The sequence below is a fragment of the Streptomyces sp. NPDC004051 genome (genome assembly GCF_053604275.1).
Genome location: NZ_JBSGHG010000017.1, coordinates 1 through 24,915 on the forward strand (window position 1 = coordinate 1; position 24,915 = coordinate 24,915).

At 71.4% G+C, this 24,915-nt stretch carries 23 protein-coding genes and 1 pseudogene; 14 read left to right on the top strand and 10 right to left on the bottom strand.

Annotation, left to right across the window (positions count from 1 at the left end):
* Positions 1 to 122: 122 nt before the first annotated feature.
* Entirely contained in the window at positions 123 to 554 is a 432-nt protein-coding gene (locus ACWEQO_RS19020) for a hypothetical protein (protein WP_452984412.1), read from the top strand.
* Positions 555 to 625: 71 nt separating this feature from the next.
* A complete protein-coding gene (locus tag ACWEQO_RS19025; protein WP_452984414.1) occupies positions 626 to 937 on the top strand; it encodes a hypothetical protein in 312 nt (103 codons plus the stop codon).
* A 1,294-nt stretch (positions 938 to 2,231) separates the two neighbouring features.
* On the opposite strand, the gene ACWEQO_RS19030 is transcribed toward ACWEQO_RS19025, so the two are convergent.
* Positions 2,232 to 3,104, bottom strand: coding sequence for a GyrI-like domain-containing protein (locus tag ACWEQO_RS19030; RefSeq protein WP_452984416.1), 873 nt, complete (start codon positions 3,102 to 3,104; stop codon positions 2,232 to 2,234).
* Between the two features lie 198 nt (positions 3,105 to 3,302).
* Here ACWEQO_RS19030 and ACWEQO_RS19035 point away from each other — a divergent pair, with 198 nt between their 5' ends.
* The 3 genes from ACWEQO_RS19035 (at position 3,303) to ACWEQO_RS19045 (ending at position 5,010) form a co-directional block, all read left to right on the top strand.
* Positions 3,303 to 3,695 (top strand): helix-turn-helix domain-containing protein, encoded by a 393-nt coding sequence (locus tag ACWEQO_RS19035; protein WP_452984418.1) that lies wholly within the window; start codon positions 3,303 to 3,305, stop codon positions 3,693 to 3,695.
* 89 nt (positions 3,696 to 3,784) lie between these two features.
* Positions 3,785 to 4,195 carry a VOC family protein gene (locus tag ACWEQO_RS19040; RefSeq protein WP_452984420.1) on the top strand — a complete coding sequence of 137 codons (411 nt, stop codon included), beginning with the start codon at positions 3,785 to 3,787 and terminating at the stop codon, positions 4,193 to 4,195.
* A gap of 242 nt (positions 4,196 to 4,437) precedes the next feature.
* Complete coding sequence (locus tag ACWEQO_RS19045) at positions 4,438 to 5,010, top strand: O-methyltransferase (protein ID WP_452984422.1); 573 nt, start codon at positions 4,438 to 4,440, stop codon at positions 5,008 to 5,010.
* Positions 5,011 to 5,027: 17 nt separating this feature from the next.
* Here the strand turns inward: ACWEQO_RS19045 and ACWEQO_RS19050 are convergent, their stop codons facing one another.
* The 3 genes from ACWEQO_RS19050 to ACWEQO_RS19060 form a co-directional block, all read right to left on the bottom strand.
* A complete protein-coding gene (locus ACWEQO_RS19050; protein WP_452984424.1) occupies positions 5,028 to 5,627 on the bottom strand; it encodes a TetR/AcrR family transcriptional regulator in 600 nt (199 codons plus the stop codon).
* A gap of 114 nt (positions 5,628 to 5,741) precedes the next feature.
* Positions 5,742 to 5,948, bottom strand: a complete 207-nt coding sequence (locus tag ACWEQO_RS19055) for a DUF397 domain-containing protein (RefSeq protein WP_452984426.1) — start codon at positions 5,946 to 5,948, stop codon at positions 5,742 to 5,744.
* Positions 5,941 to 6,735, bottom strand: coding sequence for a helix-turn-helix domain-containing protein (locus tag ACWEQO_RS19060; protein WP_452984428.1), 795 nt, complete (start codon positions 6,733 to 6,735; stop codon positions 5,941 to 5,943). The genes ACWEQO_RS19055 and ACWEQO_RS19060 overlap by 8 nt, the downstream gene beginning before the upstream one ends.
* A 130-nt stretch (positions 6,736 to 6,865) precedes the next feature.
* On the opposite strand from ACWEQO_RS19060, the gene ACWEQO_RS19065 reads away from it, so the two are divergent.
* Complete coding sequence (locus tag ACWEQO_RS19065; RefSeq protein ID WP_361449467.1) at positions 6,866 to 7,120, top strand: hypothetical protein; 255 nt, start codon at positions 6,866 to 6,868, stop codon at positions 7,118 to 7,120.
* Entirely contained in the window at positions 7,117 to 7,413 is a 297-nt protein-coding gene (locus ACWEQO_RS19070) for a hypothetical protein (protein WP_452984430.1), read from the top strand. The genes ACWEQO_RS19065 and ACWEQO_RS19070 overlap by 4 nt, the downstream gene beginning before the upstream one ends.
* 66 nt (positions 7,414 to 7,479) lie before the next feature.
* Here the strand turns inward: ACWEQO_RS19070 and ACWEQO_RS19075 are convergent, their stop codons facing one another.
* On the bottom strand, positions 7,480 to 8,301 hold the full coding sequence (locus ACWEQO_RS19075) for an endonuclease I family protein (protein WP_452984432.1): 822 nt from the start codon (positions 8,299 to 8,301) through the stop codon (positions 7,480 to 7,482).
* Between the two features lie 211 nt (positions 8,302 to 8,512).
* Here ACWEQO_RS19075 and ACWEQO_RS19080 point away from each other — a divergent pair, with 211 nt between their 5' ends.
* The 3 genes from ACWEQO_RS19080 (at position 8,513) to ACWEQO_RS19090 (ending at position 14,290) form a co-directional block, all read left to right on the top strand.
* Positions 8,513 to 12,244 carry an ABC transporter ATP-binding protein gene (locus ACWEQO_RS19080; protein ID WP_452984434.1) on the top strand — a complete coding sequence of 1,244 codons (3,732 nt, stop codon included), beginning with the start codon at positions 8,513 to 8,515 and terminating at the stop codon, positions 12,242 to 12,244.
* Positions 12,245 to 12,403: 159 nt separating this feature from the next.
* Entirely contained in the window at positions 12,404 to 12,745 is a 342-nt protein-coding gene (locus ACWEQO_RS19085) for a hypothetical protein (RefSeq protein WP_452984599.1), read from the top strand.
* Positions 12,746 to 12,847: 102 nt separating this feature from the next.
* Positions 12,848 to 14,290: a S28 family serine protease gene (locus ACWEQO_RS19090; RefSeq protein ID WP_452984436.1), complete on the top strand. Its 1,443-nt coding sequence runs from the start codon at positions 12,848 to 12,850 to the stop codon at positions 14,288 to 14,290.
* 49 nt (positions 14,291 to 14,339) lie between these two features.
* Here ACWEQO_RS19090 and ACWEQO_RS19095 read toward each other — a convergent pair whose 3' ends face one another.
* From ACWEQO_RS19095 to ACWEQO_RS19105, 3 genes are all read right to left on the bottom strand, one after another.
* Positions 14,340 to 14,984, bottom strand: coding sequence for a hypothetical protein (locus ACWEQO_RS19095; RefSeq protein WP_452984438.1), 645 nt, complete (start codon positions 14,982 to 14,984; stop codon positions 14,340 to 14,342).
* Positions 14,985 to 15,163: 179 nt separating this feature from the next.
* A complete protein-coding gene (locus ACWEQO_RS19100; RefSeq protein WP_452984440.1) occupies positions 15,164 to 17,098 on the bottom strand; it encodes a glycoside hydrolase family 3 protein in 1,935 nt (644 codons plus the stop codon).
* Positions 17,099 to 17,421: 323 nt separating this feature from the next.
* Positions 17,422 to 18,387: a LysR family transcriptional regulator gene (locus tag ACWEQO_RS19105; RefSeq protein ID WP_452984442.1), complete on the bottom strand. Its 966-nt coding sequence runs from the start codon at positions 18,385 to 18,387 to the stop codon at positions 17,422 to 17,424.
* 138 nt (positions 18,388 to 18,525) lie between these two features.
* Between ACWEQO_RS19105 and ACWEQO_RS19110 the strand changes: the two are divergent.
* Positions 18,526 to 19,449 (top strand): annotated as a pseudogene (locus ACWEQO_RS19110) (EamA family transporter); the annotation flags it as partial.
* Between the two features lie 30 nt (positions 19,450 to 19,479).
* Here ACWEQO_RS19110 and ACWEQO_RS19115 read toward each other — a convergent pair.
* Together ACWEQO_RS19115 and ACWEQO_RS19120 are read right to left on the bottom strand one after the other, a co-directional pair.
* A complete protein-coding gene (locus ACWEQO_RS19115; RefSeq protein WP_361449494.1) occupies positions 19,480 to 20,280 on the bottom strand; it encodes a sugar phosphate isomerase/epimerase family protein in 801 nt (266 codons plus the stop codon).
* A 135-nt stretch (positions 20,281 to 20,415) separates the two neighbouring features.
* Entirely contained in the window at positions 20,416 to 21,462 is a 1,047-nt protein-coding gene (locus ACWEQO_RS19120) for a LacI family DNA-binding transcriptional regulator (RefSeq protein WP_361449497.1), read from the bottom strand.
* A gap of 300 nt (positions 21,463 to 21,762) precedes the next feature.
* Between ACWEQO_RS19120 and ACWEQO_RS19125 the strand changes: the two genes are divergently transcribed.
* From ACWEQO_RS19125 to ACWEQO_RS19135, 3 genes are read left to right on the top strand one after another with little or no spacing between them, the layout of a single operon-like run.
* A complete protein-coding gene (locus tag ACWEQO_RS19125) occupies positions 21,763 to 22,914 on the top strand; it encodes a Gfo/Idh/MocA family protein (protein ID WP_452984444.1) in 1,152 nt (383 codons plus the stop codon).
* Positions 22,911 to 24,071, top strand: a complete 1,161-nt coding sequence (locus tag ACWEQO_RS19130; RefSeq protein ID WP_452984446.1) for a dihydrodipicolinate synthase family protein — start codon at positions 22,911 to 22,913, stop codon at positions 24,069 to 24,071. Before ACWEQO_RS19125 ends, ACWEQO_RS19130 begins: the two co-directional genes overlap by 4 nt.
* Before the next feature lie 41 nt (positions 24,072 to 24,112).
* On the top strand, positions 24,113 to 24,913 hold the full coding sequence (locus tag ACWEQO_RS19135; protein ID WP_452984601.1) for a sugar phosphate isomerase/epimerase family protein: 801 nt from the start codon (positions 24,113 to 24,115) through the stop codon (positions 24,911 to 24,913).
* The last annotated feature ends 2 nt before the right edge of the window (positions 24,914 to 24,915 follow it).

Consider the following 24,915-nt stretch of genomic DNA (forward strand, 5'->3'; position numbering starts at 1 on the left):
CCTGAACAGCACCCACAACTCATCCGGTACCAGCCGCTCAACGAGATCCGTCATGCACGGTCCAACGAACGATCACGCCATAAGAAACGACGTCTAAGGGACGCTTCCTCTCCGTCGACCCCGTGACTGGTGGTAGCTGCAACAGCTACGACTACGTGTGCGGCGACCCGGTCAACCTGCTCGACCTCGACGGACGCATGACCGCCCTGGCACTCGTCGGGGCCGCGGGGCTAGGTGTGAGCGCTGGAACGGTGCTCGCCATCATCGGTGTCGGAGCCGTCATCGGCATCGCCGCCCTCATCTGGCTGAAGGGTAAGGCCTGGGCCGTCAAGCAAGTCAAAATCCTGTGGGCGAAGGCGTCAAAAAAGTCCGGCAAGGAAAGAGCCAGCGACGCCCCGAGCTTCGTCAGGGGAAAGAGTAAAATCCCGGGAAAGTCGGCAGAGCAATCTGCGATAGAATACTTTAAGCGGGCGTTCGGTCGGCCCCCTACGAAGCGGGAAAAGGGTGCAGGTGGGCCCATTAGCAAGGCGAAGAAATACTTCGACCGGAAGTAGCGGGCACTTGTAAGCTTTCGGGGGGTACGGTCGCGTACCCCCCGAAAGCTTACCTAAGAAAGAAAGCGTGCATGATGACTGAGCATCACTCCCAGCCCGAGGTTTTCGTCTTGTGGCATGCCCGCCATCTTGCCGTAGAGGAGGACGGGGAGGCGATCCATCGAGATCTGGACGGCGGCATGCATCTGGACGAGGAAGAGTGGCGAATCCTCGGTATCTACAGCGATGAGGAGATGGCCGGGGCGCGGGGTCAGGATGCGAAGCAGTTGCCGGGGTTCCGTGATGAGCCGGATTGTTTCTGCATTTCACCCCTCATGCTTGATGAGGACCTGTGGACCGACGGATATTTTACGGAGTATCCAGAAGGAATTCAGGAGGACTGACTTCCTCATCCATTCGGTGAGCAAAAAGGGGTCTTCGGGCTTGATGGGGGTACGGCTGGCTCTATGCGCGACCGTCGGACTGTCGGCACCCCGGTGCGGACGGAGCGGGTCGTCCGTCCATATTGGCGCGGATGGGTACCGTCCGGTGGCCTGTCCCTGCCAACTTTTAAATCCCGGTAAAGGATTGAAATGAATCGAATTGTCTATCTTTTGGTGCACCGGCATCACATGTCAGTTGAGCCCGAAGATGTAGCACCTGACTTTATGGAAGATGGTGAACCGCTCTTCTGGGATGACAGTGAGGACAGTTTCAAGGTGCTTGGCCTGTACTCAAGCAGGCAGCTGGCTGAAGAACGAATCGAAAGAGCGCGAACCCTGCCCGGGTTCAGACGTTCTCCGAATGGTTTCTTCGTGCACAGATACGTCCTGGATACCATTTGTTGGCCCGATGGGTTCCATGTCGGCACGAGTTGAACGAGGATGGCTGACTGAACCACGATCCGCCGGGTGACGGTCCGTTCGGGGTTTGGGCATGGAAAAGGAGATCCCCTCTGACTAGGGAGAGCGGGAGTCCTGTCAGGGACCTATCGGCGGGGTGTCCTTCGGACCATGGGGTGCTGGTCACGAGAGATACGGAGCGACGGGCTTGAGCACGTCTCGCAAGCGGATATGGGTCGGCATCGATGTCGGCACCCGGCCGGGCGCCACGGTCCACCGCCCGCATCCGGGCGCAACGGGCCATGACCGGGCCCACCCCGGGGGACCCTCGTTCCCCCGGGGTGGGCGGTGGTCGGGTGTAGCGCAGTTCTGTCGGGTGGGTTGAGCGGCGTAGCAGGGAGAATGCCGTGACCGAGGCAGGAAGCAGGCGGCTCAAGGCACTGCAGCACCGACACGGCATCCTTGGCGGATTCCTTGCCGGGACCGGCCTCACTCTCGACAGATCGGACTGACCTCGAAGCGCCGAATTCAGTAAGCGCTCAAATGAGTGACATCTGGACAGTGGGGGCGGATGTGCTCACGGTTTTCACGCGGGTGGGTCACTTCTGGAGGGCGGTGATCCACGACGACCAGTCCGCCACCCAGAAGACCACCGTCGAGGAACCGCGGCCGCCGGAGGCCTCGCCCCGTACCTCGGCCCCGGCCTCACGATCACCGTCCTGGCCGCCCTCTCCGTCACCGTCACCGTCCTCTCCCGGCCCTTCGTGGTCCGGGCCCGGGAGACCCGGGTCGTTTCAAGGCTCTGACCGACATCTCCGGCGTGCGGCGGCGACCCGGGGCCGCCGCACGCCGTCGTTCAGACCGCCGTCCGCTCCAGCTCCACGGGGATCCACAGCTCCGCATCCGCCTGCGCGGCGTCCGGTGACAGGAGGGTCCGCAGGATCTCGGGTCCGGGACGGCTCCGGTACGGATTGGACGGGAACCACTGCGTGAACACGTCCCGCCAGAGGTACTGCAGTGCCTGCGGGAACGGACCGGAGCTCTCGAAGACGGCCCACGTCCCGGCCGGCACGGTCAGCACGTCCATGTCCTCGGGCGCGGCGGCCCGCGTCACCACCCCGTGGTGGTAGTCGAGTTCGGTTCCCTCGGCCCGGCTCGGGTCGAGGTTCACGCTCACTCCCACGATCCCCCGCGGCTCCTGATCGGACAGGTTCCGCATGCGCTGCAGCGTCTCCTGCCCGATGCCCCGGATGAAGTCGACGAGGGCGGGGTTCATCCCCTCGTGCACGAGGGGGACCCGCGCCTTCCTGCCGACCACACGGAACTCGTCCTTCTCCACGATCCTGTAGCGCATGCTGCTGCTCCCTTCGACGGTGAGGCGGAAGGACAGCCGCTGCTGGGACCGCAGGCTCGCACCGGAGCGCCTGGCCTCGCCGGGACCGACGCCGTGCACGGCGCGGAACGCGCGCGCGAACGCCTCCCCGGACGTGTAGCCGTACCGCACCGCGATCTCCAGCAGCGTCCGGTCCCCGGCCAGCACCTCGGCCCCGGCGACCGTGAGCCGCCTGCGCCGGACGTACTCCGACAGCGGCATTCCCGCCAGTGCGGAGAACAGCCGCCGGAAGTGGTACTCCGACGTCGCCGTGATCCGCGCCAGGTCGGCCGCCTCGATCCGCTGGTCGAGGTGGCGCTCGATGTGCTCCATGGCCTGGTTCAGTCGTTCCAGCACCCCGGCCTCCTTCCCTTTTGCCCACCACGTTAGGAAGGGACCACCCTGCCGGACCCGACCTTCCGTGCCCGGTCCGGTCGGGTGCGGCAGGAGGCCGGGCGACGTCCTCCGCCGGGCCGCCGGCGCACGTCGGCGGGGTGCCGGCCGTGCACGGTCCGCGCGTGGCGCGGGGCGGGCGGACCGTGATGGGATGACGGCGTGAACCGCGCCGCCGAGGAGACCAACCGCCGCATGCTCCGGGCGCGGGACGCGATGGACCGCGACTACGCGCGGCCGATGGACGTCCCCGCCCTGGCGCGCGTCGCGCACGTGTCACCGGCGCACTTCTCACGGACCTTCCGGGCCACGTTCGGCGAGACACCGCACCGCTACCTCCAGCGCCGCCGGGTGGAACGGGCGATGTTCCTGCTGCGGGAGACCGGCCGCAGCGTGACGGACATCGGCTTCGAGGTCGGCTTCAACAGCCCGGGAACCTTCAGCCGCACGTTCCGCGACATCGTCGGCCGGTCGCCGCGCGCGTACCGCAAGGAGGCGGCGGCGGTGAGCGTGCCGACGTGCTTCACGATGGCGTGGACCCGGCCGAGTGCCTGACCTCGCCGGCAGGCGTCCGGCCTCCGGCGCCCGGGAACCGAGCAGTTTCGGATAAGTTTTCGTCCCGCCGAGTGGATAGCGTGAGCGTCATGTTCAACGCCATCACGCACTCGCAGATGTACGTCCTCGACCAGGACGAGGCCCTCGACTTCTACGTCGGCAAGCTCGGTCTGGAGGTCACCGCGGACGTCGACATGGGCTTCATGCGCTGGCTGACCGTCGGCGTCCCCGGCCACCCCGAGCGGCAGATCCTGCTGGAGAAGCCGGGCGCTCCGGCGATGTCGGAGGAGACGGCGGAGCAGGTGCGCGAGCTGGTGACCAAGGGGGCCATGGGCGGTTGGTTCATCCTCACCACGGACGACTGCCGCAAGACCTACGAGAGGCTTCTGGAGAAGGGCGTGGAGTTCACCCAGGAACCCACCGAGCGCCCGTACGGGATCGACTGCGGTCTGCGCGACCCCTTCGGCAACCACCTCCGCTTCACCCAGCCGAAGGCCTGAGGCGTTCCGAACGGCTGCCGGGCGGTCCGGGGCCGGCTCGTACGCTCCGCGGCGCACCTGCGCGGAGCCGGACGACCGGTGCCCGTCGCCGCCCGCATCAGCGGTCCGTTTGCTACCGGATCGCCTCGTACCGAGCCGGTACGGCCCATGAGCGGGGACAGAGCGGTCGGACAGCCGGAACTCCGTACGGAGGCTTCTGCCGGTGGATAGCGTGACGTTCACGGTGAAGGGGGGAGGGGCGCATGGCCGAACGTGCGACTCCGCCTCGCGTGGTGGCCGCGGAGCGGGTCGCCTCCGAGGTGGGATTCAAGAAGAGCTGCATCCCTGAAGTGGGCAGGTTGCTCAGGCTGGCCGTTGCCGCGAAGCCCCACGGGGTCATTGCCGAGAGCGGTACCGGCTCGGGAGTGGGCGCCGCATGGCTGCACGACGGCCTGGGTTCCGGGGCACGTCTGGTCACCGTGGAGCGTGACGAGGAACTGGCCCGTCGAGCGGCCGGTGTCTTCGCGGACGACCGGCGCGTCAGTGTTCTCACCGGGGACTGGCGGCTGCTCGAGCGGCATGCACCCTTCGACGTCTTCTTCTGCGACGGCGGGGGCAAGCGTGACGATCCCCAGAGGGTCGTCGAGCTGCTCGCTCCCGGCGGCCTGCTCATCCTGGACGACTTCACCCCCTCGCCCGACTGGCCGCCTCGTTTCGGCGGCGAAGTGGACGAGCTCCGCCTTTTCTACCTCACGCATCCAGCCCTGGACGCCACTGAAGTGCTCACCACACCAGCCAGCTCGGTGGTTGTCGCGGCACGCCGTCTCCGGCCATGAGGGCGTGCTAGGGGTCCTTATGCGGCGGCCCAGGGCTCCAGCAGGTCGCTGAGCAGGTCGGCGAAGGCGTTGTCCAGGGTGTCCTCGCGGAGTCGGTCGCCGACGGCTTCGGGGCAGAGGGCGGCGGGGCGGGCGATCCAGAGGATCTTCCAGGGTCTGGAGGCCAGGGCGCGATCGCCCCAGATCCCGCCGTGCGGGCAGAGGGGATGGAGCAGATCGTCGATGCGGTCCGTCGCGATCCCCACCAGCGGTCCGTCGAGGGCCGTGTGCGCCGCCGCGAACTCCTCGGGGGAGGACCGGGCGACGGCGGCTGTGGTCGGGTGACGGCGGATGGTGCGGACCACTTCCGTCAGGTGCTGGGTGATGCCCGGGACGGTGCCGTCGCTCGGGCAGGCGCGGTCCGCCACGGCGAAGGCGTCCGCGAGTTCGGCCTGCAGTGCGTGCAGATGCAGCGCGGTGACGGATTTCCAGTTCTGGTAGAGGAAGGTGCGGGTGGTGCCGCAGTTCCGGGCGATGGCGGACAGGGGCACGTTCAGGCCTTCGGCGCGCAGGAGGGCGCGCACGGTGCTGATCACCTGCCCCGTGCTGTGGGGGTTGGGGCTGGGGTGCGGGCTCATGGTGGCACCCTTGCCGAAAACCGTGAGCAGTCGGCGGGGAAGTGTCACTCAGGCGCTCAAATGAGTGACCTCTGGACAGGTGGGGCGGATGTGTTCACGGTTTTCACGAGGGGGTCACTGCTGGAGGGCGGCGATGAACGACGCCCACCCGGTCACGGAGAAGACCACCACCGGCCCGCCCGGCACCTTGGAGTCCCGCACGGGTACGCCGCAGCGGTAACCATCGAGCACCTCGAGGCAACTGCCGCCATTGGGGTCGCTGTAGGACGACTTGCGCCAGCCGCTCGCCGTCGGGGTGCCTGATGTGGTCCGGTCAGTCATGGTGTCCGTAGTCCTTTGCAATGGTCCTGAGTAGGTCGAGTGACTCCTTCAACGACAGTGCGTCGCTCAGTGCGAGATCGTAGCGATGCTGCAACTCACGGACGGCGGAAGGGGAGTCGTGCAGTCGCCCCATCCGTAGGCCCTCGCTGTATGCCACCGGCGGCTGGTCCTCGAACCACATCAGAGTGAGCATGCTGTCCATCAGCGGATGAAGCCCCACGCCGAACGGCATCACATGCACGCGGATGCGTCCGGTCTCGGCAAGACGCGCGAGATGCATGAGTTGCTCCGCCATGACGTGCTTGCCGCCCACCGGGCGTCGGAGCACTGCCTCGTCGAGCAGCGCCCACACCACGGGCGTGACCGGGTCTTCGAGAAGCTTCGAGCGGTCAAGGCGTGTGACAAGGCGCCTGTCACATTGCTCGTCGCTCACCGGAGGGAACGCCGAACGCAGGACCGCGCGCGCGTACCTTTTCGTCTGGAGAATGCCCGGCATGTACGACAGGGCGAATTCGCGGATCACGACTGCCTGTTGTTCGAGCAGCCGTACTGCTTCGAAGTAGTCGGCCGCCGCCACGTCCTCCTGAGGCAGGAAGCTGCTCAGCACGTCCCCCGTGCCCAGCTCCCCGTCGAGTCGACGCGCGTCCTCTTTCGACGGCACCCGGCGACCCGCCTCGATGTGGGCGATGTGCGAGCGCGTCATGATGGCCATGTCGGCCAGTTGCTGCTGCGTCAGCCCCGCGGCCTCGCGCTGCGCCTTGAGCCAGTCGCCGTAGATGGTGCCCAATCCGTCAACCTCCCTGTGACAAAAGCTCTGTCACCAGCTCACCTCTGGCGAGCCTAGCGGCAGTCGTCTCACGCTGTGATCGAGTCGCTACACGTGGCGACGCCTTCACGGAACCCGAGGTGCTGACGACATGAACCACCGCATCGCCCGGCTCGTCGAGCCGTTGCTCCACCTTCTGTGGCCCAGCCGGGGACGGCACCGGCGAGTCGCCTCCCCGGTGGTGGTTCCGCAGGCGCCCGCTGCCGACGCCGCACCGCCGGCCGTGGGGCGTGAGGACTCCTGTGTCCTCCGGGGCGAGGACAACGCCATGGTCCGCCCCTACCTCGTGGCTCACGAGCGCCGTGTGCTGTGGCTCGCCGTGCACGGGGTGGAGGTGGCGGCGTGAGGGACGGGAGCGGTGAGATGCGTCTGCTGCCGTGGGCGGGGGAGGAGGGCAAGCCCTGCTATCTGGTCACCGACGGGAGCGGTCCGCTGTCCCGGGTGGCCGACGGTGTCGAGCGCGTGCAGCTCGGGATGGCCGGTGACCTCCTGGAGCACGCCGCCGACCTGCTGGCCGACCGGCGGGCGACCGCCGAGCAGCTCCGGTACCTGCTCGGGTGCATGTGCGAGGCGCTGACGGACGTCCGCCGGATCGCCGAGAGCCGGGGCGCCCGCGCCGGCACGGCCGAACGTCAGTGACGGCCGGGCCCGCCCGGACGGGGGCGCCCGTGGTGCTCGGGGCGCCGAGCACCACGGGGCCGGGGGTCACCAGATCGCCTCGACCCACTCCGGGTGGTCGATGAACGGGTTGCGGTTGTGCTGGTAGGAGTCGTGGATGACCTGGTTGCGGCGCTTCTCGAAGGCGTCCGGCGGGTCCTGCTCGTTCCACGCCTTCAGTACGGAGAGCCTGCCCATGGAGGGGGCGCTGCCGTTGTTGACGTTGTTGTTGGGCTCCAGGTCGGCCCAGCCGTCGCCGCCCTCGTAGCGGACCGCCATGTAGAGGATCATGCGGGCCACGTCGCCCTTGACGGCGTCGCGCGGTTCGAAGGAGTCGGAGTCGGTGCGGCTGCCGCCGCCGTTCGCGACGGCGCTGCCGCCGTTGTCGAAGTCCTTGTTGCCGCGGACGCTGTTGACCTGGACGTCCGTCGGGCGCAGGTGGTGGAGGTCGGTGCCGGGGCCGGTGGCGGTGCCGAAGTTCCCGTGGGACTTGGCCCACACGTGCTCGCGGTTCCAGTTGCCGGTGTTCCCGCCGTTGAGGGACTTGGCGCGGGAGACGCCCGAGTACAGCAGGATCACGTTGTTGCTGTTGTTCGGGTCCTGGTCGGTGACCTTCAGGGCGTCCCAGACGGCCGAGTAGGACAGCTTCGTCTGGCTGCTGATGATCGTGTGCAGCGAGGACTTCAGGGCGGGGCCCGTCTTGCCGACCGCGTTCTTGTAGTACGTCGAGTCGTAGTCCGTGACCGTCGTGGCGGTCGTGGCCGTGGCCGGGGTGGCGGTCAGGGCGGGCGCGGCGAGGACCGTGAGGACGGCGGCCGTGGCGAACGCCACCGCTTTCCGACGCCGGGTGCGCATGCGTATCGCGAGCATGTGGGGGTGTCCGATCTACGCGGGTTGAATGGCGGTATCCGCATCGTGACATGGGCATGCAGTCAAGGGAATGTACGCGACGTGGCGATTACGTGACGTCTTTCGGCGGTCACGGTCGGGAGCGCGGGGATGAAAACCGTCGCGGATCGCGTTGGAGCCTTGCGGAAGATCAGGACGATCGGGTCGTAGGACCGGACCGGAGGGCACCCGCGTGACACCGCAACAGGGATGGGCACGGCGACTGACCGGATACGCCTGGCGCTATCCCAAGGACGTCGTCCTGGCCCTGGGCGCCTCCCTCGGCGGCATGGCCGTGATGGCGCTGGTCCCGCTGATCACCAAGGTGATCATCGACGACGTGATCGGCGACCACAGCCGCGCCATGATGCCCTGGGCGGGCGCGCTGATCGGCGCCGCGCTCCTCGTCTACGTCCTCACCTACATCCGCCGCTACTACGGCGGCCGGCTCGCCCTCGACGTGCAGCACGACCTGCGCACCGAGATGTACCGGTCGATCACCCGGCTCGACGGCCGCCGCCAGGACGAGCTGTCCACCGGGCAGGTCGTCGGGCGGGCGACCAGCGACCTCCAGCTGATCCAGGGCCTGCTCTTCATGTTGCCGATGACCATCGGCAACATCCTGCTGTTCCTGATCTCCCTCGGGATCATGGCGGCGCTGTCGCTGCCGCTCACGGCCGTCGCCCTCGCCGTCGCGCCCGCCCTGTGGTGGATCGCCAAACGCAGCCGTACCCGGCTGCACCCCTCCACCTGGTACGCCCAGGCCCAGGCCGCCGCCGTCGCCGGCGTGGTCGACGGCGCCGTCGGCGGCGTCCGCGTGGTGAAGGGCTTCGGGCAGGAGGAGCAGGAGACGGGGAAGCTGCGCGAGGTCGGCCGGCGGCTGTTCGCCGGGCGGCTGCGCACCATCCGCCTGAACTCCCGGTACACCCCGGCCCTCCAGGCCGTCCCCGCCCTCGGCCAGGTGGCGATGCTCGCGCTCGGCGGCTGGCTCGCCGTGCGCGGCAGCATCACCCTGGGCACGTTCGTCGCGTTCTCCACCTACCTCGCCCAGCTTGTCGGCCCGGTCAGGATGCTCGCCGTGGTCCTCACCGTCGGGCAGCAGGCCCGCGCCGGCACCGAGCGCGTCCTGGAACTGATCGACACCGAGCCGTCCCTCACCGACGGCGCCAAGGAGCTCCCGGCCGACGCCCCGGCCACCGTCGAGTTCGACGACGTCTCCTTCGGCTACGAGCCCGGACACCCCGTCCTCAGCGGCCTCTCCTTCGAGATCCGCCCCGGCGAGACCCTCGCCGTCGTCGGCGCCTCCGGCTCCGGCAAGTCCACCGTCTCCCTGCTCCTGCCGCGGTTCTACGACGTCACCGGCGGCGCCGTCCTCGTCGGCGGGCACGACGTGCGGGAGCTGACCACCGAGTCGCTGCGGGCCGCCATCGGACTGGTGCCGGAGGACTCCTTCCTCTTCTCCGACACCGTCCGCGCCAACATCGCCTACGGCCGCCCCGACGCGACCGAGGAGCAGATCGTGGCCGCCGCCCGCGCGGCCCAGGCCGACCGGTTCATCACGGAACTGCCCGACGGCTACGACACCACGGTCGGCGAGCACGGCCTGACCCTCTCCGGCGGCCAGCGCCAGCGCGTCGCGCTCGCCCGCGCGATCCTCACCGACCCGCGCCTGCTGGTCCTCGACGACGCCACCTCCGCCGTGGACGCCCGCGTCGAGCACGAGATCCACGAGGCGCTGGCCCAGGTCATGCGCGGCCGCACCACCCTGCTGATCGCCCACCGCCGCTCCACCCTGAACCTCGCCGACCGCATCGCCGTCCTCGAGGACGGCCGGCTCGCCGACATCGGCACCCACGACGAGCTCCAGCGGCGCTCCGCCCGCTACCGCCGGCTGCTCACCGACCCCGACGAGCTGGGCGGCGTCTCCCCGGGCCACACCCCGCCCGCCGCACCCCGGGAGGCCCACCCGGAGGACACCTCGGTCCGCGCGGAACTGGACGCCGAGTTCGACGCCGAACGCGGGGTCACCCCCCGCCTGTGGACCGGCGACCGCGAGCCCAAGGACACCGCCCTGGCCGACAGCCCGGCCACCCCCGAGCTGCTCGCCCAGGTCGCGGCCCTGCCCCCGGCGAACGACGTCCCCGACGTCGACGAGAGCCGGGCCGTGCGGCCGGAGGAGTCCTACGGACTGCGCCGCCTGCTGCGCGGCTTCGGCCTGCCCCTGCTGATCAGCCTCGGGCTGGTCGCCGTGGACGCGGGCATGGGCCTGCTGCTGCCGGTGCTGATCCGGCACGGCATCGACGACGGCGTCACCCAGGCCGCCCTCGGCGCGGTCTGGGCGGCCGCCCTGCTCGGCCTGCTCGCCGTGGTCGCCCAGTGGGCCGCGCAGATCGGCGAGATCCGGATGACCGGACGCACCGGCGAACGCGTGCTGTACTCGCTGCGGCTGAAGATCTTCGCCCAGCTCCAGCGGCTCGGCCTCGACTACTACGAGCGCGAGCTGACCGGCCGGATCATGACCCGGATGACCACCGACATCGACGCCCTGTCGACGTTCCTGCAGACGGGACTGGTCACCGCGTTCGTCTCGATGGTCACCTTCTTCGGCATCATGGGCGTCCTGCTGGTGATCGACGTCCAGCTCGCCCTGGTCGTCTTCGTCACCCTGCCCCCGCTGATCGTCGCCACGTTCTTCTTCCGCCGGGCCAGCGTCAAGGCGTACGAACTGGCCCGGGAACGGGTGTCGACGGTCAACGCCGACCTCCAGGAGTCGGTGTCCGGGCTGCGGATCGTGCAGGCCTTCGGGCGCGAGCGGCACGGCAACCGGCGGTTCACCGAGCGCAGCGCCGACTACCGCGCCGCCCGGATCCGGGGCCAGTGGCTGATCTCGGTGTACTTCCCGTTCGTGCAGTTCCTGGCCTCGTCGGCCGCGGCGGCGGTGCTGATCGTGGGCGGGGCCAGGGTCGACGACGGGACGCTGGCGATCGGCACGCTGGTGGCGTACCTGCTCTACATCGACCTGTTCTTCGCCCCGGTGCAGCAGCTCTCCCAGGTCTTCGACGGCTACCAGCAGGCGAGCGTCTCCCTGGGCCGCATCCAGGAACTGCTCCGGGAACCGACGTCCACCGAGGACGCCGCCGAACCCCTCGACGTGCCCTCCCTGCGCGGGCAGATCGCCTTCGAGGACGTGTACTTCGCCTACGGGGACGAGGAGGAGGCGCTCAGCGGCATCGACCTGCGCATCCCCGCCGGGCAGACCGTCGCGTTCGTCGGCGAGACCGGCGCCGGGAAGTCCACCCTGGTCAAGCTGGTGGCCCGGTTCTACGACCCCACCGGGGGCAGGGTCACCGTCGACGGCACCGACCTCAGGGACCTCGACCTCACCGCGTACCGGCACCGGCTCGGCGTGGTCCCGCAGGAGGCCTACCTCTTCCCGGGCACCATCCGCGACGCCATCGCCTACGGCCGTCCGGACGCCACCGACGCCGAGGTCGAGGCGGCGGCCCGCGCGGTCGGGGCGCACGAGATGATCGCCACCCTGGAGGGCGGCTACCTGCACGAGGTCGCCGAACGCGGCCGGAACCTCTCCGCCGGACAGCGCCAGCTGATCGCCCTGGCCCGCGCCGAACTGGTCGACCCGGACGTCCTGCTGCTCGACGAGGCCACCGCCGCGCTCGACCTGGCCACCGAGGCCCAGGTCAACCAGGCGACGGACCGGCTGGCGGGGCGGCGCACCACGCTGGTCGTCGCCCACCGGCTGACCACCGCCGCCCGCGCCGACCGGGTCGTCGTCATGGACCGCGGCCGGATCGCGGAGGACGGCACCCACGAGGAGCTGCTGGCCCGCGACGGGCGGTACGCCGAGCTGTGGCGGACCTTCATCGGGCAGGCCGAACCGGAGGAGCCGGTCGGCGCCGGCCGTTGACCAAGCAACCATTCGCGGTACGCCAGGCGTCCGTATCCGCATACGCCGTTGTGCGCGGCTGATGCGGCGGAGACAACACGTGCTGCGGTGCGGTCCGGGGGAGGAACGGCAGTGGGCAGTAGTGGGGCGATACGGCGGCGGATCGCGCTGGGTCTGGCGATGCTGACCGCGGCGGGGCTGCTCGTCGCCGCCGCACCGGGCCAGGCGCAGGCCGCGGGGCACTGTGCGGGGCGCAAGGTGCGCAGCCTGCCGTTCTCCACCGGCACCGTGGTCGTCCACAAGCGCGGCGGCTACCTCTGCGCCGTCACCCTCGCCAAGAAGCCCGGCGCCCGACGGACGATGTCGGTGAGCATCCGGGCGCGCGGCGGCCGGCCGGTCGTCGACGAGGGCCGCTACACGCGCTACGCCGGCCCGGTCACCGTGCACGCCGGCCGCCGCTGCGTCTGGGTGAAGGGACGGGTGGGCGGCGGCTCGGTCAGCTCCGGCTGGATCCTGTGCTGAGCCACGGGCGCGCCTGACCGAGGGATATCCCCATGTCCCCTGTCGCTGTGGGGAGTTGGTCGGGTAGCTTCCGGCGCACATCTGTCTCACAGGGGAGTGCGCATGCGCAAGGCGCTCAGATGGCTGCTGGCGCTCACGGTGCTCATAGGCACACTGAGTACGGCCGGGGCGGCCACCGCCGCCGAACCGGAGGCCACCGGCACCATCGGCACCACCGACATCAAGGAGAGACTGCTCTCCGTACCGGGCATGAGCCTGGTCGAGGAGAAGCCGTACGCCGGGTACCGCTTCTTCGTCCTCACCTACACCCAGCCGGTCGACCACCGCAGGCCCTCCCGGGGCACGTTCCAGCAGCGGATCACCGTGCTGCACAAGGACGTCGCACGGCCGACCGTCTTCTTCACCGGCGGCTACAACGTCTCCACCACGCCCCGCCGCAGCGAGCCCACCCAGATCGTGGACGGCAACCAGGTCTCCCTGGAGTACCGCTTCTTCACCCCGTCCCGTCCCGAGCCGGCCGACTGGTCCAAGCTGGACATCTGGCAGGCCGCCGGCGACCAGCACCGCGTCTTCACGGCGCTGAAGGGGATCTACTCCAAGAAGTGGATCTCCACCGGCGGTTCCAAGGGCGGCATGACCGCCACCTACTACGAGCGTTTCTACCCGCGCGACATGGACGGTGTCGTCGCCTACGTCGCCCCCAACGACGTGTTGAACAAGGAGGATTCCGCCTACGACCGCTTCTTCGCGAAGGTCGGCACCAAGGAGTGCCGCGACCGGCTGAACGCGGTGCAGCGCGAGGCGCTGGTGCGCCGGGCGCCGCTGGTGAAGCGGTACGCGGCCCTCGCCGCCGAGGACGGCTACACCTTCGACACCGTCGGCAGCCTGGACCGCGCCTACGAGGCGGTCGTCCTCGACTACGTCTGGGGCTTCTGGCAGTACGGCACGGTGGCGGACTGCGAGCAGATCCCGGCGGACGCGAAGAACGCCACCGACGACGAGATCTGGACCTCGATCGACACGATCTCCGGCTTCTCGTTCTACACCGACCAGGGCCTCAGCCCGTACACGCCGTACTACTACCAGGCCGGTACGCAGCTCGGCGCGCCGACCGTCCGCTTCCCGCACATCGAGAAGAAGTACATCCGCTACGGCTACCAGCCGCCCCGCAGCTTCGTCCCCCGCTCGATCCCGATGAGGTTCGAGCACCGGGCCATGCGGGACGTCGACACCTGGGTACGGCACAACGCCCGGCACATGCTGTTCGTCTACGGCGAGAACGACCCGTGGGGCGCCGAGCCGTTCCGCCTCGGGCACGGCGCGCGCGACTCCTACGTGCTGACCGCCCCCGGCATGAACCACGGCGCCAACGTGGCCGGTCTGACCGGTGAGGAGAAGGCGCTGGCGACGGCCCGCATCCTCGACTGGGCGGGCGTCGCGCCGGCCGCGGTCCGCGAGGACCCGGCCGAGGCGAAGCCGCTGGCGGCGTTCGACACCGAGCTGGACCGGCGGGACGTCGAACGGGAGCCGGCCCTGCGCCCGTAGGGGGCCCGTAGGGAACCCGTAGGAACCCCGTAGGGGTGCGGCAGGCGGCTCACACCGGGCGGGCGCAGCCCACCGGTGTGGCGCCGCCGAGCCGGACGAAGAGGGCCGTGGACGCCGGGCACTGCGACTTGGCGTCCACGGCCTCGGTCACCCTGTACTCCGGCCTGTGCTCCCCCTCGCCGTCGCAGGCCGTCTCGCGGACCTTCCCGTCGGGCAGGCCGTAGACGCAGTCGCCGACGATGGTGCGCGGACCGCCCCCGCCGCCGGGATCGCCCGGGTGCGGCGGCTGGAGGTTGCGCATGCAGGCGTAGCCGCGCGGCACCACCCCGTCGCCGTCCTCGTCGAAGGAGGGGTGCTGCTCGCTGATGTGCAGCACGAAGTCCGTGGTGGCCGGGCAGCGCGGCCCGTCGCGCACGGTCCCGTCGTGGCGGGCGACGACCCGGGCCGCCGCCCGTTCACCGGCGCAGGACACCTCGGTGAAACTGGTCCGGCCGAACGAACTGCACTCGTCGACGTCGAGGAACACCGCCCCGTACCCGGAGGTCCGGGCGGGTGAGGGCGGTGCCGGGGAGGACGTCCGCCGCTCGCCCGGGCGGCCGTCCTCCCCGGTACCGCCGAGCGCGCTCTGGCATCCGGTCGACAGCGCCGTGACAAGGGCGGCGAGCGCGCACACCGCTCCCAGGGAACTCCTCATGTCCGTCACCATCCCCCGAGAACCCCCGCCCAGCGTGACCCGCCGGGGCGGGTCACGCCAGACATACGGGATGGTTTGCGCATGTCGGTGACGGTGTGTCGGGTGTGTGGCGTACCGGCGCTACGTCCGTTCGCCCGTACGCGTCCGTTCGCCCGCACGGGTCCGTACGGGGCGGCCGGTCAGTACGTCAGGCCGTGCCCGACGGGGTACAGCACCGTCGACGGGTCGTCCGCGCGCTGCACCGGCACCGGAAGCTTCCCGCGCGGTTCCACCTTGCCCGCGATCACCCGGGCCGCCGCCCGCAGTTCGACGTCGGTCCAGGAGTACGTCGCCAGACACGCCGGCACGGCGGGCAGGTGGGCCACGTCGTACGGGTTGCGGATCGCCACCGCGACCACCGGCCGGCCGGTCGTCAGGAGCTGCTCCACCAGAGTCCGCTGGCTGCTGCCCGCCGAGACGTTGTACGTCCCGACCACCACGGCGTCCGCGTCCCGCGCGGCGGCGACGGCCCCGGCGATCGTCGCCGCGGACGGCGCCGTACCGGTGGGCAGGGCGGTGGCCGTGAAGCCCAGTTCGGTCAGTGCCCGGGCGAGCACGGCGGTCGGCGGGCCCGTCGTGCCGGACGGGGAGGCCGGGTCGGCGCCGACCACCAGCAGCCTGGGCCGGCTGCGCCGGGACAGCGGCAGCAGGCGCTTCTCGTTGACCAGCAGGGTGGTGGTGCGTTCGGCGATCCGGTCGGCCGCGGCCAGGTGCGCCCGGGTGCCGACGGCGCGGTCGACGCCCGCCCGGCTGACGTACGGGTCCTCGAACAGGCCCAGCTTCGCCTTCAGCCGCAGCACCCGCAGGATCGACGCGTCGAGCCGCTCCTCGGTGAGCTCGCCGTCCTGGACGGCCTTCCGGACGGCGTTCCACGCCACGTCCAGGGAGGGCGGGTTGAGCAGCTGGTCCACGCCCGCCTTCAGCGCCAGCACCGGCACCCGGTCGTCGCCGTACTTGGTCCGTACGCCCTCCATGCCGAGGGAGTCGGTGACCACGACCCCGTCGTAGCCCAGCTCCTCGCGCAGGATGCCGGTGAGGATGGGGCGGGAGAGGGTGGCCGGGTCCCCGGAGTCGTCGAGTGCCGGGACCATCAGGTGGGCCGTCATGATCGAGTCGATGCCTGCGGCGATCGCCGCCCGGAACGGCGGCGCGTCCAGCCGCTCCCACTGCTCACGGCTGTGGGTGATCACCGGGAAGCCGGTGTGGCTGTCGACGGCGGTGTCGCCGTGCCCGGGGAAGTGCTTGGCGGTCGCCGCGACCCCCGACCGCTGGAACCCGGAGACCTCGGCCGCGACCATCGCCGCCACCGCGTCCGGCTCGGAGCCGAAGGACCGTACGCCGATGACCGGGTTGGCCGGGTTGACGTTCACGTCGGCCACCGGGGCGTAGTTCTGACGGATGCCCAGGGCGCGCAGCTCCCGCCCGGCGATCCGGCCCAGGGTGCGCGCGTCGGAGCGGGAGCCGCCCGCCCGTCTCCCACCACCACCCTTCTGCGGAAGCGCTTCGCGCCCTGCATATCCCGCGCCGATCGCCATCGCCCCCGGGAACAGGGTCGCCGGCTCGCCGACGCGGGCGACGATGCCGTGCTCCTGGTCGGTGGAGATCAGCACCGGCAGCCCGCGCGGCAGGCCGCGGGAGGCCTTCTGGATGCCGTTGGAGAGTCCGGCGATCTGGTGCGGATCGCGGGTGTTGTGCGCCCAGGAGAAGTAGATGATGCCGCCGACCCGGTACTTCTCGAGCAGTTCGGCGGCCGTGCGCACACCGATCTCCTCGAGGTTGGCGTCGACGTCCGCCTGGTCGGGGTCGGTGGCGGAGTGACCGTAGACGCGCATCACGAACAGCTGGCCGACCTTCTCCTCCAGGGTCATCCGGGAGACGAGGGCGCGGAGCTTCCTGTCGTCGGGGGAGCCGGGAGAACCCGGGGAGCCGGGGGAGTCCGGGGAGGCGGCGGACGCGCCGGCCGCGAGGGCGGTGGTGACGCCCGCGGTCGCGGCGAGGACGGTACGTCTGGACGGACGCGCGGCCCCTGCTGTGTCTCCCGTGCCTGCTGTGTTTCCCGTGCTGCTGTCGGGCACGTGCGCTCCTTCGGAAGGGGGTACGCGGCGGAATCCGCTGAAGGAAACTTCCAGGACGTCACCAATATCCGGGAAGTTTCTGCCAGTCAAGGGAGTGCGCGGCACGGGTGGGCGGACGACGCGCGGGAGGGGCCGCCACCGGCGCGCGGGGAGGGGGTGCGCGCCGATGACGGCGGTGCTGCCGGCCGCGGCACGGCGGAGAGGGTGGGTCGGCGATCGCAGCCGGCAGCGAGGGCCGACACCGCACCACGGAGACTCGTCCGGCAGTCCGGGCATTGGACGGGACGGAGCGGGCGGGGGTTCCAGGGTGCGGGCGGAAATCTTCAGATCGGGGAGGGGGGTGTGCGAGCGGCCGCCGGCGACGGAGGGGGCGCGGGGGGCCGGCGGGCCGCGACGCCGGGCCAGTGGGCGTGCAGGGCACGCACCGTCTCCGCGATCGCCGGACGGCGGGCCGCACCGGTGCGCCACAGCGCGTACACGTGCCGCACCGGCACCGGATCGAGCGGCACCTCCACCACCCCGTCGGGCAGCGGACCGCGTCCGAGCCGGGGGATCAGCGCGATCCCGAGCCCGGCGGCGACCAGGGCGACCAGGGTCGGGTTCTCGTCCGCCTGGTGCACGATCTCCGGCTCGTGCCCGGCGGTCCGCAGGGTGCGCACCAGCCACTCGTGGCAGACCCGCCCCGGCGGCTGGCAGATCCACCGCTCGCCGCCCAGCTCCTCCCGCCGCACCGCGCCGCGCCCCGCGAACGGGTGCCCGACCGGCACCAGCAGGTCGCACAGGTCGTCCCCGACGACCTCCTGCTCCACGCCCGCCGGGGCGGGCAGCGGCGCGATGTCCCAGTCGTGCGCGACGACGAGGTCGACCGCCCCCTTGGCCACCAGGTCCACGGACAGGTGCGGGTCGACCTCGGTCATCCGGGCGTCGAGCGCGGGATGGCGCACGGCCAGGTCGGCCAGCACGGACGGCATCAGTCCGCGCGCCGCCGACGGGAAGGCCGCGACGGTCAGCCGCCCGGACGGCACCCCGCGCCGCTCCTCCAGCTCGGTCTCCGCCCGCTCCACGATCGCCAGCAGCTCCTGCGCGGTGGCGACGAGCTGGTGGGCCGCGTCGGTCAGCCGCACGCCCCGGCCCTCCCGCTCCAGCAGCACCGTCCTGGTCTCCCGCTCCAGCTTGGCGATCTGCTGGGAGACGGCCGAGGAGGTGTACCCGAGCGCCACGGCGGCGGCTCCGACGGTGCCGTGGACGGAGACGGCGTGCAGGGCGCGCAGGCGCTGGAGGTCGAGCATGACGGCTCCCTGACCGGTGGACGGTGCGATCGGCGGGCGGTGCGATCGGCGGACGGTGCGATCGGTAAGCGGTGCTTCATCCCACCATGCAGGAAACATCGCTGGTGCTGAAGGGTTCCGGGCGGTGATCCTCGACCCATGCGACCTTCCCACGTCCTGCTCGCCGTTCTCGTCGCCGCCGTCTGGGGCGTGAACTTCGTGGTCATCGAGATCGGCCTCGACCACTTCCCGCCGCTGCTCTTCTCCGCCCTGCGCTTCCTCGCGGCGGCACTGCCGGCCGTGTTCTTCGTCGGGCGCCCCCGGGTGGCGTGGAAGTGGATCGTGGGGGTGGGGCTCGCCCTCGGAGTGGCCAAGTTCGGGCTGCTGTTCGTCGGCATGGACGCGGGCATGCCGGCCGGGCTGTCCTCCCTGGTGCTGCAGATCCAGGCGGTGTTCACCGCCGCCATCGCCTTCCTGGTCCTCGGCGAACGGCCCGCGGGCGTCCGGCTGGTGGGCATGGCGGTGGCGCTGGCCGGGATCGGCGTCGCCGCCGTCGACGAGGGAGCCTCGGGCCCCCTGGGCGCGTTCGCCCTGGTCGTCGCGGCGGCCGCCTGCTGGGGCGTCTCGAACGTGCTGACCCGCAGGGCCGCCCCCGACGACGCCCTGAACTTCATGGTCTGGGTGAGCACGGTGCCGGTGCTGCCGCTGCTGGCGCTGTCGCTGCTCCTGGAGGGCCCCTCGCGGGACCTGGCGGCGCTGGCCTCACTGGACTGGCGGGGGGCGGGCGCGCTGCTGTTCGTGGCCTGGGGCGCCACCGTGTTCGGCTTCGGGGCCTGGGGGTGGCTGCTGCGCCGTCACCCCGCGTCGACGGTGGCGCCGTTCTCCCTGCTGGTGCCGGTCTTCGGGATGTCCTCGGCGGCCCTGTTCCTCGGCGAGCCGGTGACCCCGCTGCGGTGGTGCGCGGCGGCGCTGCTGGTGGGAGGCGTGGCGCTCGCGTCGGTCGCCTGGCGGGGGCGGGACGGGGAACGGGGGCCGGGGCGGGGCGCGGGGGCGCCGGGCGGCCGGCGGGGGAACCCGCCGGCCGGGAAAGCGGGTCCGCCGACCGGGAGCCGGTCACGCCGATTCGTTGAGCAGGCGGGAGAGGTGGGCGTGGCCGGGGCCGAGCAGGCCGGGGAGGTCGGCGGCCTGCTCGTACCAGCGCTTCTCGTACTCCCAGCAGAGCCAGCCGTCCCAGCCGTGGCGGGAGAGGACCTCCACGCAGTCGGCCAGCGGCAGGATGCCCTCGCCGAGGGGGAGCGGCGTCGTGTCGTCGACGGAGGCGATGTCCTTGACCTGGACGTAGCCGAGGTGGGGGGAGAGGGCCGCGAAGCTCTCCGCGGGCTGCTCGCCGCCCAGCCAGGTGTGCATCACGTCCCAGAGGGCGCCCACCTGGCGGTGGCCCACGAGGCCGAGGATCCTCATCGCGTCGGCGCCGGTGCGGTGGGAGTCGTGGGTCTCCAGCAGGATGCGGACGCCGACGTCACCGGCGTGCTCGGCGGCCCTGCCCAGGCGCCGGGCGGCCGTCGCGTCGGCCTCCTCGGGGGTCTGCTCGGGTGAACCGCCCGGGAAGACCCTGACGTAGGGAGCGCCGAGGTCGCGGGCGAGGGAGAGAAGGGCGCGGATCTCGGCGATGACGGCCTCGTCCTCGCCCGGCGCGGCGACCCTGGTGTACCCCGCGACACTCAGGACCTCCACGCCGGCCGCCTTGAACTCGGCGGCGACCTCGACCCGTTCCTCGGGGGTGAGGCCGGGGTGGACCGGTTCCTCGGGGTGTGCGCGCAGTTCGACGCCGTGGTAGCCGTGCGCGGTCGCGAGGCGGAGCACGTCGGTCACGGGCAGGCCGGGGACACCGAGGGTGGAGAACGCCAGCTTCATGTCCACGGACCTACCCGCGACACCCGCCGACGACTCCCCCTCATCACCCCGGTCCCCCACGCGGGCCCGTCTCAGTCCCCGCCCGCCCCGTGGTGGACGCACACCCGGGCACCCGACTTCGCGGTGGTCGCCCGCTCACCCCCTGGGCGCCCCGGAGGACCCCCGTACCATCAGCTCGCCGCGGATGGACGCGACGTCCCCGGGCGGCGGCTCCTCGCGGCCCATCGCGATCCGCCCGGCCCGGGCCCCCGCCTCGGCGAGCGGCAGCCGTACCGTCGTCAGGGCGGGTACCGCGTCGATGCTGAACGGCAGGTCGTCGAAACCGGCGACCGAGACGTCGTCGGGGATCTTCCGGCCGGAGTCCCGCAGCGCCGCGCACGCGCCCAGCGCGACGGAGTCGTTCGCGGCGACCACGGCGGTCAGCCCGGGGTCCCTGCGCAGGAGTTCGAGGGCGGCCTCGTAGCCGGACCGGCGGTCGTAGCGGCCGTGGACGGTCCAGCGGGGGTCCTCCTCGACGCCGTGCGCGGCGAGCGCGGCCCGGTGCCCCTCGAGGCGGTGGCGCGTGGTGGTGCGCTCCCGCGGGCCGGCGATGTAGCCGAGGCGGCGGTGGCCGAGCCCGATCAGGTGCTCGGTGAGCTCCCGGCCGCCGCCGCGGTTGTCGAAGGTCAGCGCGATCGCCCCGGTGTCCGGGGCCGGCGGCCGGCCGCACAGCACCACCCGGGTCCCGGCGTCCGTCAGCTTGCGCAGCTTCGCGTCCGTCGCCGCCCGGTGCGGGGCGTCCTCGATGGCGCCGCCGGTCAGCACCACCGCCGCGGCCCGCTGCCGCTGCAGCAGCGTCAGGTACGTCAGCTCGCGCTCCGGGGTGCCGCCCGTGTTGCACACGACCGCGAGTCTCTCCCCGCCCGCACGCCCGCCCGGCCCCCCGATCTCGGACTGGATCGCGCTCGCCATGATCCCGAAGAACGGGTCGGCGATGTCGTTCACCAGGATGCCCACCAGGTCGGAGGTGGCGGCGGCCAGGGAGCTCGCGGGGCCGTTGAGCACGTAGTCCAGGTCGTCCACGGCCTTCAGCACCCGCTCGCGGGTGGAGGCGGCCACGGGATAGTTCCCGTTCAGCACGCGCGACACCGTCGCGGGGGAGACCTGTGCGCGGGCCGCCACGTCCGCCAGGGTCACCGTCATGTCTCGTCCTCCGGTCGCGCAGGTCGTCTCGTCGTCGTCCACGCCGGGCCCCCTCGCCGTGGTTCCCGGGGCGCCCGTCGAGCAGACCCTATGGCTCCACGCTCCGCTGTTCGCCCCCTCGAACAAGTCGGATTCGCCATGGTCTTGTCCGGACCGCCGTTCAGAGGCTAGCTTCTAGCTACATAGAAAGCGCTTGCTGTGGCGTTCACCAGTCACCGCGCCCCCGGCTCTCGACCGCCGGCCGACGCGTGACGGGTGGGGCGTACGCGGCGCGCGGGGACCGCGTACGAAGGGAACGACGTGACACGCAAGACGGTGCGTATCGCCATGAACGGTGTGACGGGGCGGATGGGCTACCGGCAGCACCTCGTCCGCTCCATCCTGGCCCTGCGCGAGCAGGGCGGCCTCGACCTCGGTGACGGCACCGTGCTGTGGCCGGAACCGATCCTGGTCGGCCGCCGCGAGCACGCGCTGAAGGCGCTGGCCGAACGGCACGGCCTGGAGCACGTCTCCACCGACCTGGACGCCGTGCTCGCCGACGAGAGCGTCGACGTCTACTTCGACGCCCAGGTCACCTCCGCCCGCGAGGAGGCCCTCAAACAGGCGATCGCGGCCGGCAAGCACGTCTACACCGAGAAGCCGACCGCCACCGGCCTCGACGGCGCCCTGGAACTGGCCCGGCTGGCGGACGCGGCCGGCATCAGGCACGGCGTCGTCCAGGACAAGCTCTTCCTCCCCGGCCTGCTCAAGCTGAAGCGCCTGATCGACGGCGGCTTCTTCGGCCGCATCCTGTCCGTGCGCGGCGAGTTCGGCTACTGGGTCTTCGAGGGCGACTGGCAGGACGCCCAGCGTCCCTCCTGGAACTACCGCGCCGAGGACGGCGGCGGCATCGTCGTCGACATGTTCCCGCACTGGGAGTACGTCCTGCACGAGCTGTTCGGCCGGGTGAGGTCCGTCCAGGCCCTGACCGCCACCCACGTCCCGCAGCGCTGGGACGAGAACGGCAAGCCCTACGACGCCACCGCCGACGACGCCGCCTACGGCGTCTTCGAACTCGAGGGCGGCGCGATCGCCCAGATCAACTCCTCCTGGGCGGTCCGCGTCCACCGCGACGAACTCGTCGAGTTCCAGGTCGACGGCACCGAGGGCTCCGCGGTCGCCGGGCTGCGGGACTGCCGCGTCCAGCACCGCTCCGCCACCCCGAAGCCCGTGTGGAACCCGGACATCCCCGCCACCGAGACCTTCCGCGACCAGTGGCAGGAGGTCCCGGACAACGGCGAGTTCGACAACGGCTTCAAGGCCCAGTGGGAGCTGTTCCTCAAGCACGTCTACGCCGACGCCCCCTACCACTGGGACCTGCTGGCCGGCGCCCGCGGCGTCCAGCTCGCCGAACTGGGCCTGAAGTCCTCGGCCGAGGGCCGCCGCCTCGACGTACCGGAGATCACGCTGTGAGCATCCGACTCCCCGCACCGGACGGGTCGTTGCGCACGTACGAACCCCGCACCGACCCCCTCGCCCTCACCCCCGGAGCCCCCTTCACCTCCCGTACGGTCTTCTCCGCGGCGCACGTCGTCGCCGACCCGTACGCCGACACCACCCCCGACTCGCCCGCCGCCGTCGACTGGGACGCCACCCTCGCCTTCCGCCGCCACCTGTGGTCGCACGGGCTCGGCGTCGCCGAGGCGATGGACACCGCCCAGCGCGGCATGGGCCTGGACTGGGCGGGCGCGGCCGAACTGATCCGCCGCTCCGCCGCCGAGGCGAAGGCCGTCGGCGGCCGGATCGCCTGCGGCGTCGGCACCGACCAGCTCACCTCCGGCACCCTCGCCGAGGTGCGGGCGGCCTACGAGGAACAGCTCGCGCTCGTCGAGGAGTCCGGCGCCCAGGCCATCCTGATGGCCTCCCGCGCCCTGGCCGCCGCCGCCCGCGGCCCGGAGGACTACCTGGAGGTGTACGGCCACCTGCTGCGCCAGGCCGCCGAACCGGTGATCCTGCACTGGCTCGGCCCCATGTTCGACCCGGCGCTGGAGGGCTACTGGGGCTCCGCCGACCTCGACGCGGCCACCGACACCTTCCTGGAGGTCATCGCCGCCCACCCCGACAAGGTCGACGGCATCAAGGTCTCGCTGCTGGACGCCCGGCGCGAGGTCGACCTGCGCCGCCGCCTGCCGCAGGGGGTGCGCTGCTACACCGGCGACGACTTCCACTACCCCGAGCTGATCGCGGGCGACGACCAGGGCTTCAGCCACGCCCTGCTCGGCATCTTCGACCCGCTCGGCCCGCTGGCGGCCGAGGCGGTCCGAGTCCTCGACACGGGGACCCCGGACAGTACGGACGGCTTCCGCGCCCTCCTCGACCCCACCGTCGAACTCTCCCGCCACCTCTTCCAGGCCCCCACCCGCTTCTACAAGACGGGCGTGGTGTTCCTCGCCTGGTTGGCCGGCCACCAGAGCCACTTCACCATGGTCGGCGGCCTGCAGTCGGCCCGCTCCCTGCCGCACTTCGCCCGCGCCTACGAACTAGCCGACACCCTCGGCCTGTTCCCCGACCCGAAACTCGCCGAGGAACGGATGAGGACCCTGCTGCACCTGTACGGAGTGACGCCGTGACCGGCCCCGCAGGCGCTCTCACGCGCTTCAGCATCAACCAGATGACGGTCAAGCAGCTCTCCCTGCCCGAACTCGTCGCCGCCTGCCGTGACCTGGGCGTACCCGGCGTGGGCCTATGGCGCGAACCCGTCCAGGCGTACGGGCTCGAGGCGGCGGCGAAACTGGTCCGCGACGCGGGCCTGACGGTGACGACCCTGTGCCGGGGCGGCTTCCTCACCGCCCTCGACCCCGCCGAGCGGGCCGCCGCCCTCGCCGACAACCGCCGCGCCGTCGACGAGGCGGCCACACTCGGCACCGACACCCTGGTCCTGGTCTCCGGCGGCCTCCCGGCCGGCTCCAGGGACCTGCGCGGCGCCCGCGAACGCATCGCGGACGCCCTCGCCGAACTCGGCCCCTACGCCGAGGAACACGGGGTGAGACTGGCCATCGAACCCCTCCACCCCATGTTCGCCTCCGACCGCTGCGTGGTCTCCACCCTCGCCCAGGCCCTCGACCTCGCCGAACGGTTCCCGGCCCGGCAGGTCGGCGTCACCGTCGACACGTACCACATCTGGTGGGACGACACCGCGCCCGCGCAGATCGCCCGCGCCGGCGTCCAGGACCGCATCCACACCTTCCAGCTCGCCGACTGGACCACCCCGCTGCCCGAGGGCGTCCTCAACGGCCGCGGCCAGATCGGCGACGGCTCGATCGACATGCGGGAGTGGCAGGGGTACGTGGAGGCGGCCGGTTACACCGGTCCGATCGAGGTCGAACTCTTCAACGAGACGCTGTGGGCCCGCGACGGGCGCGAGGTCCTGGCGGAGACGGCCCGGAGGTTCACGGAGCACGTCGAGCCGTGAGC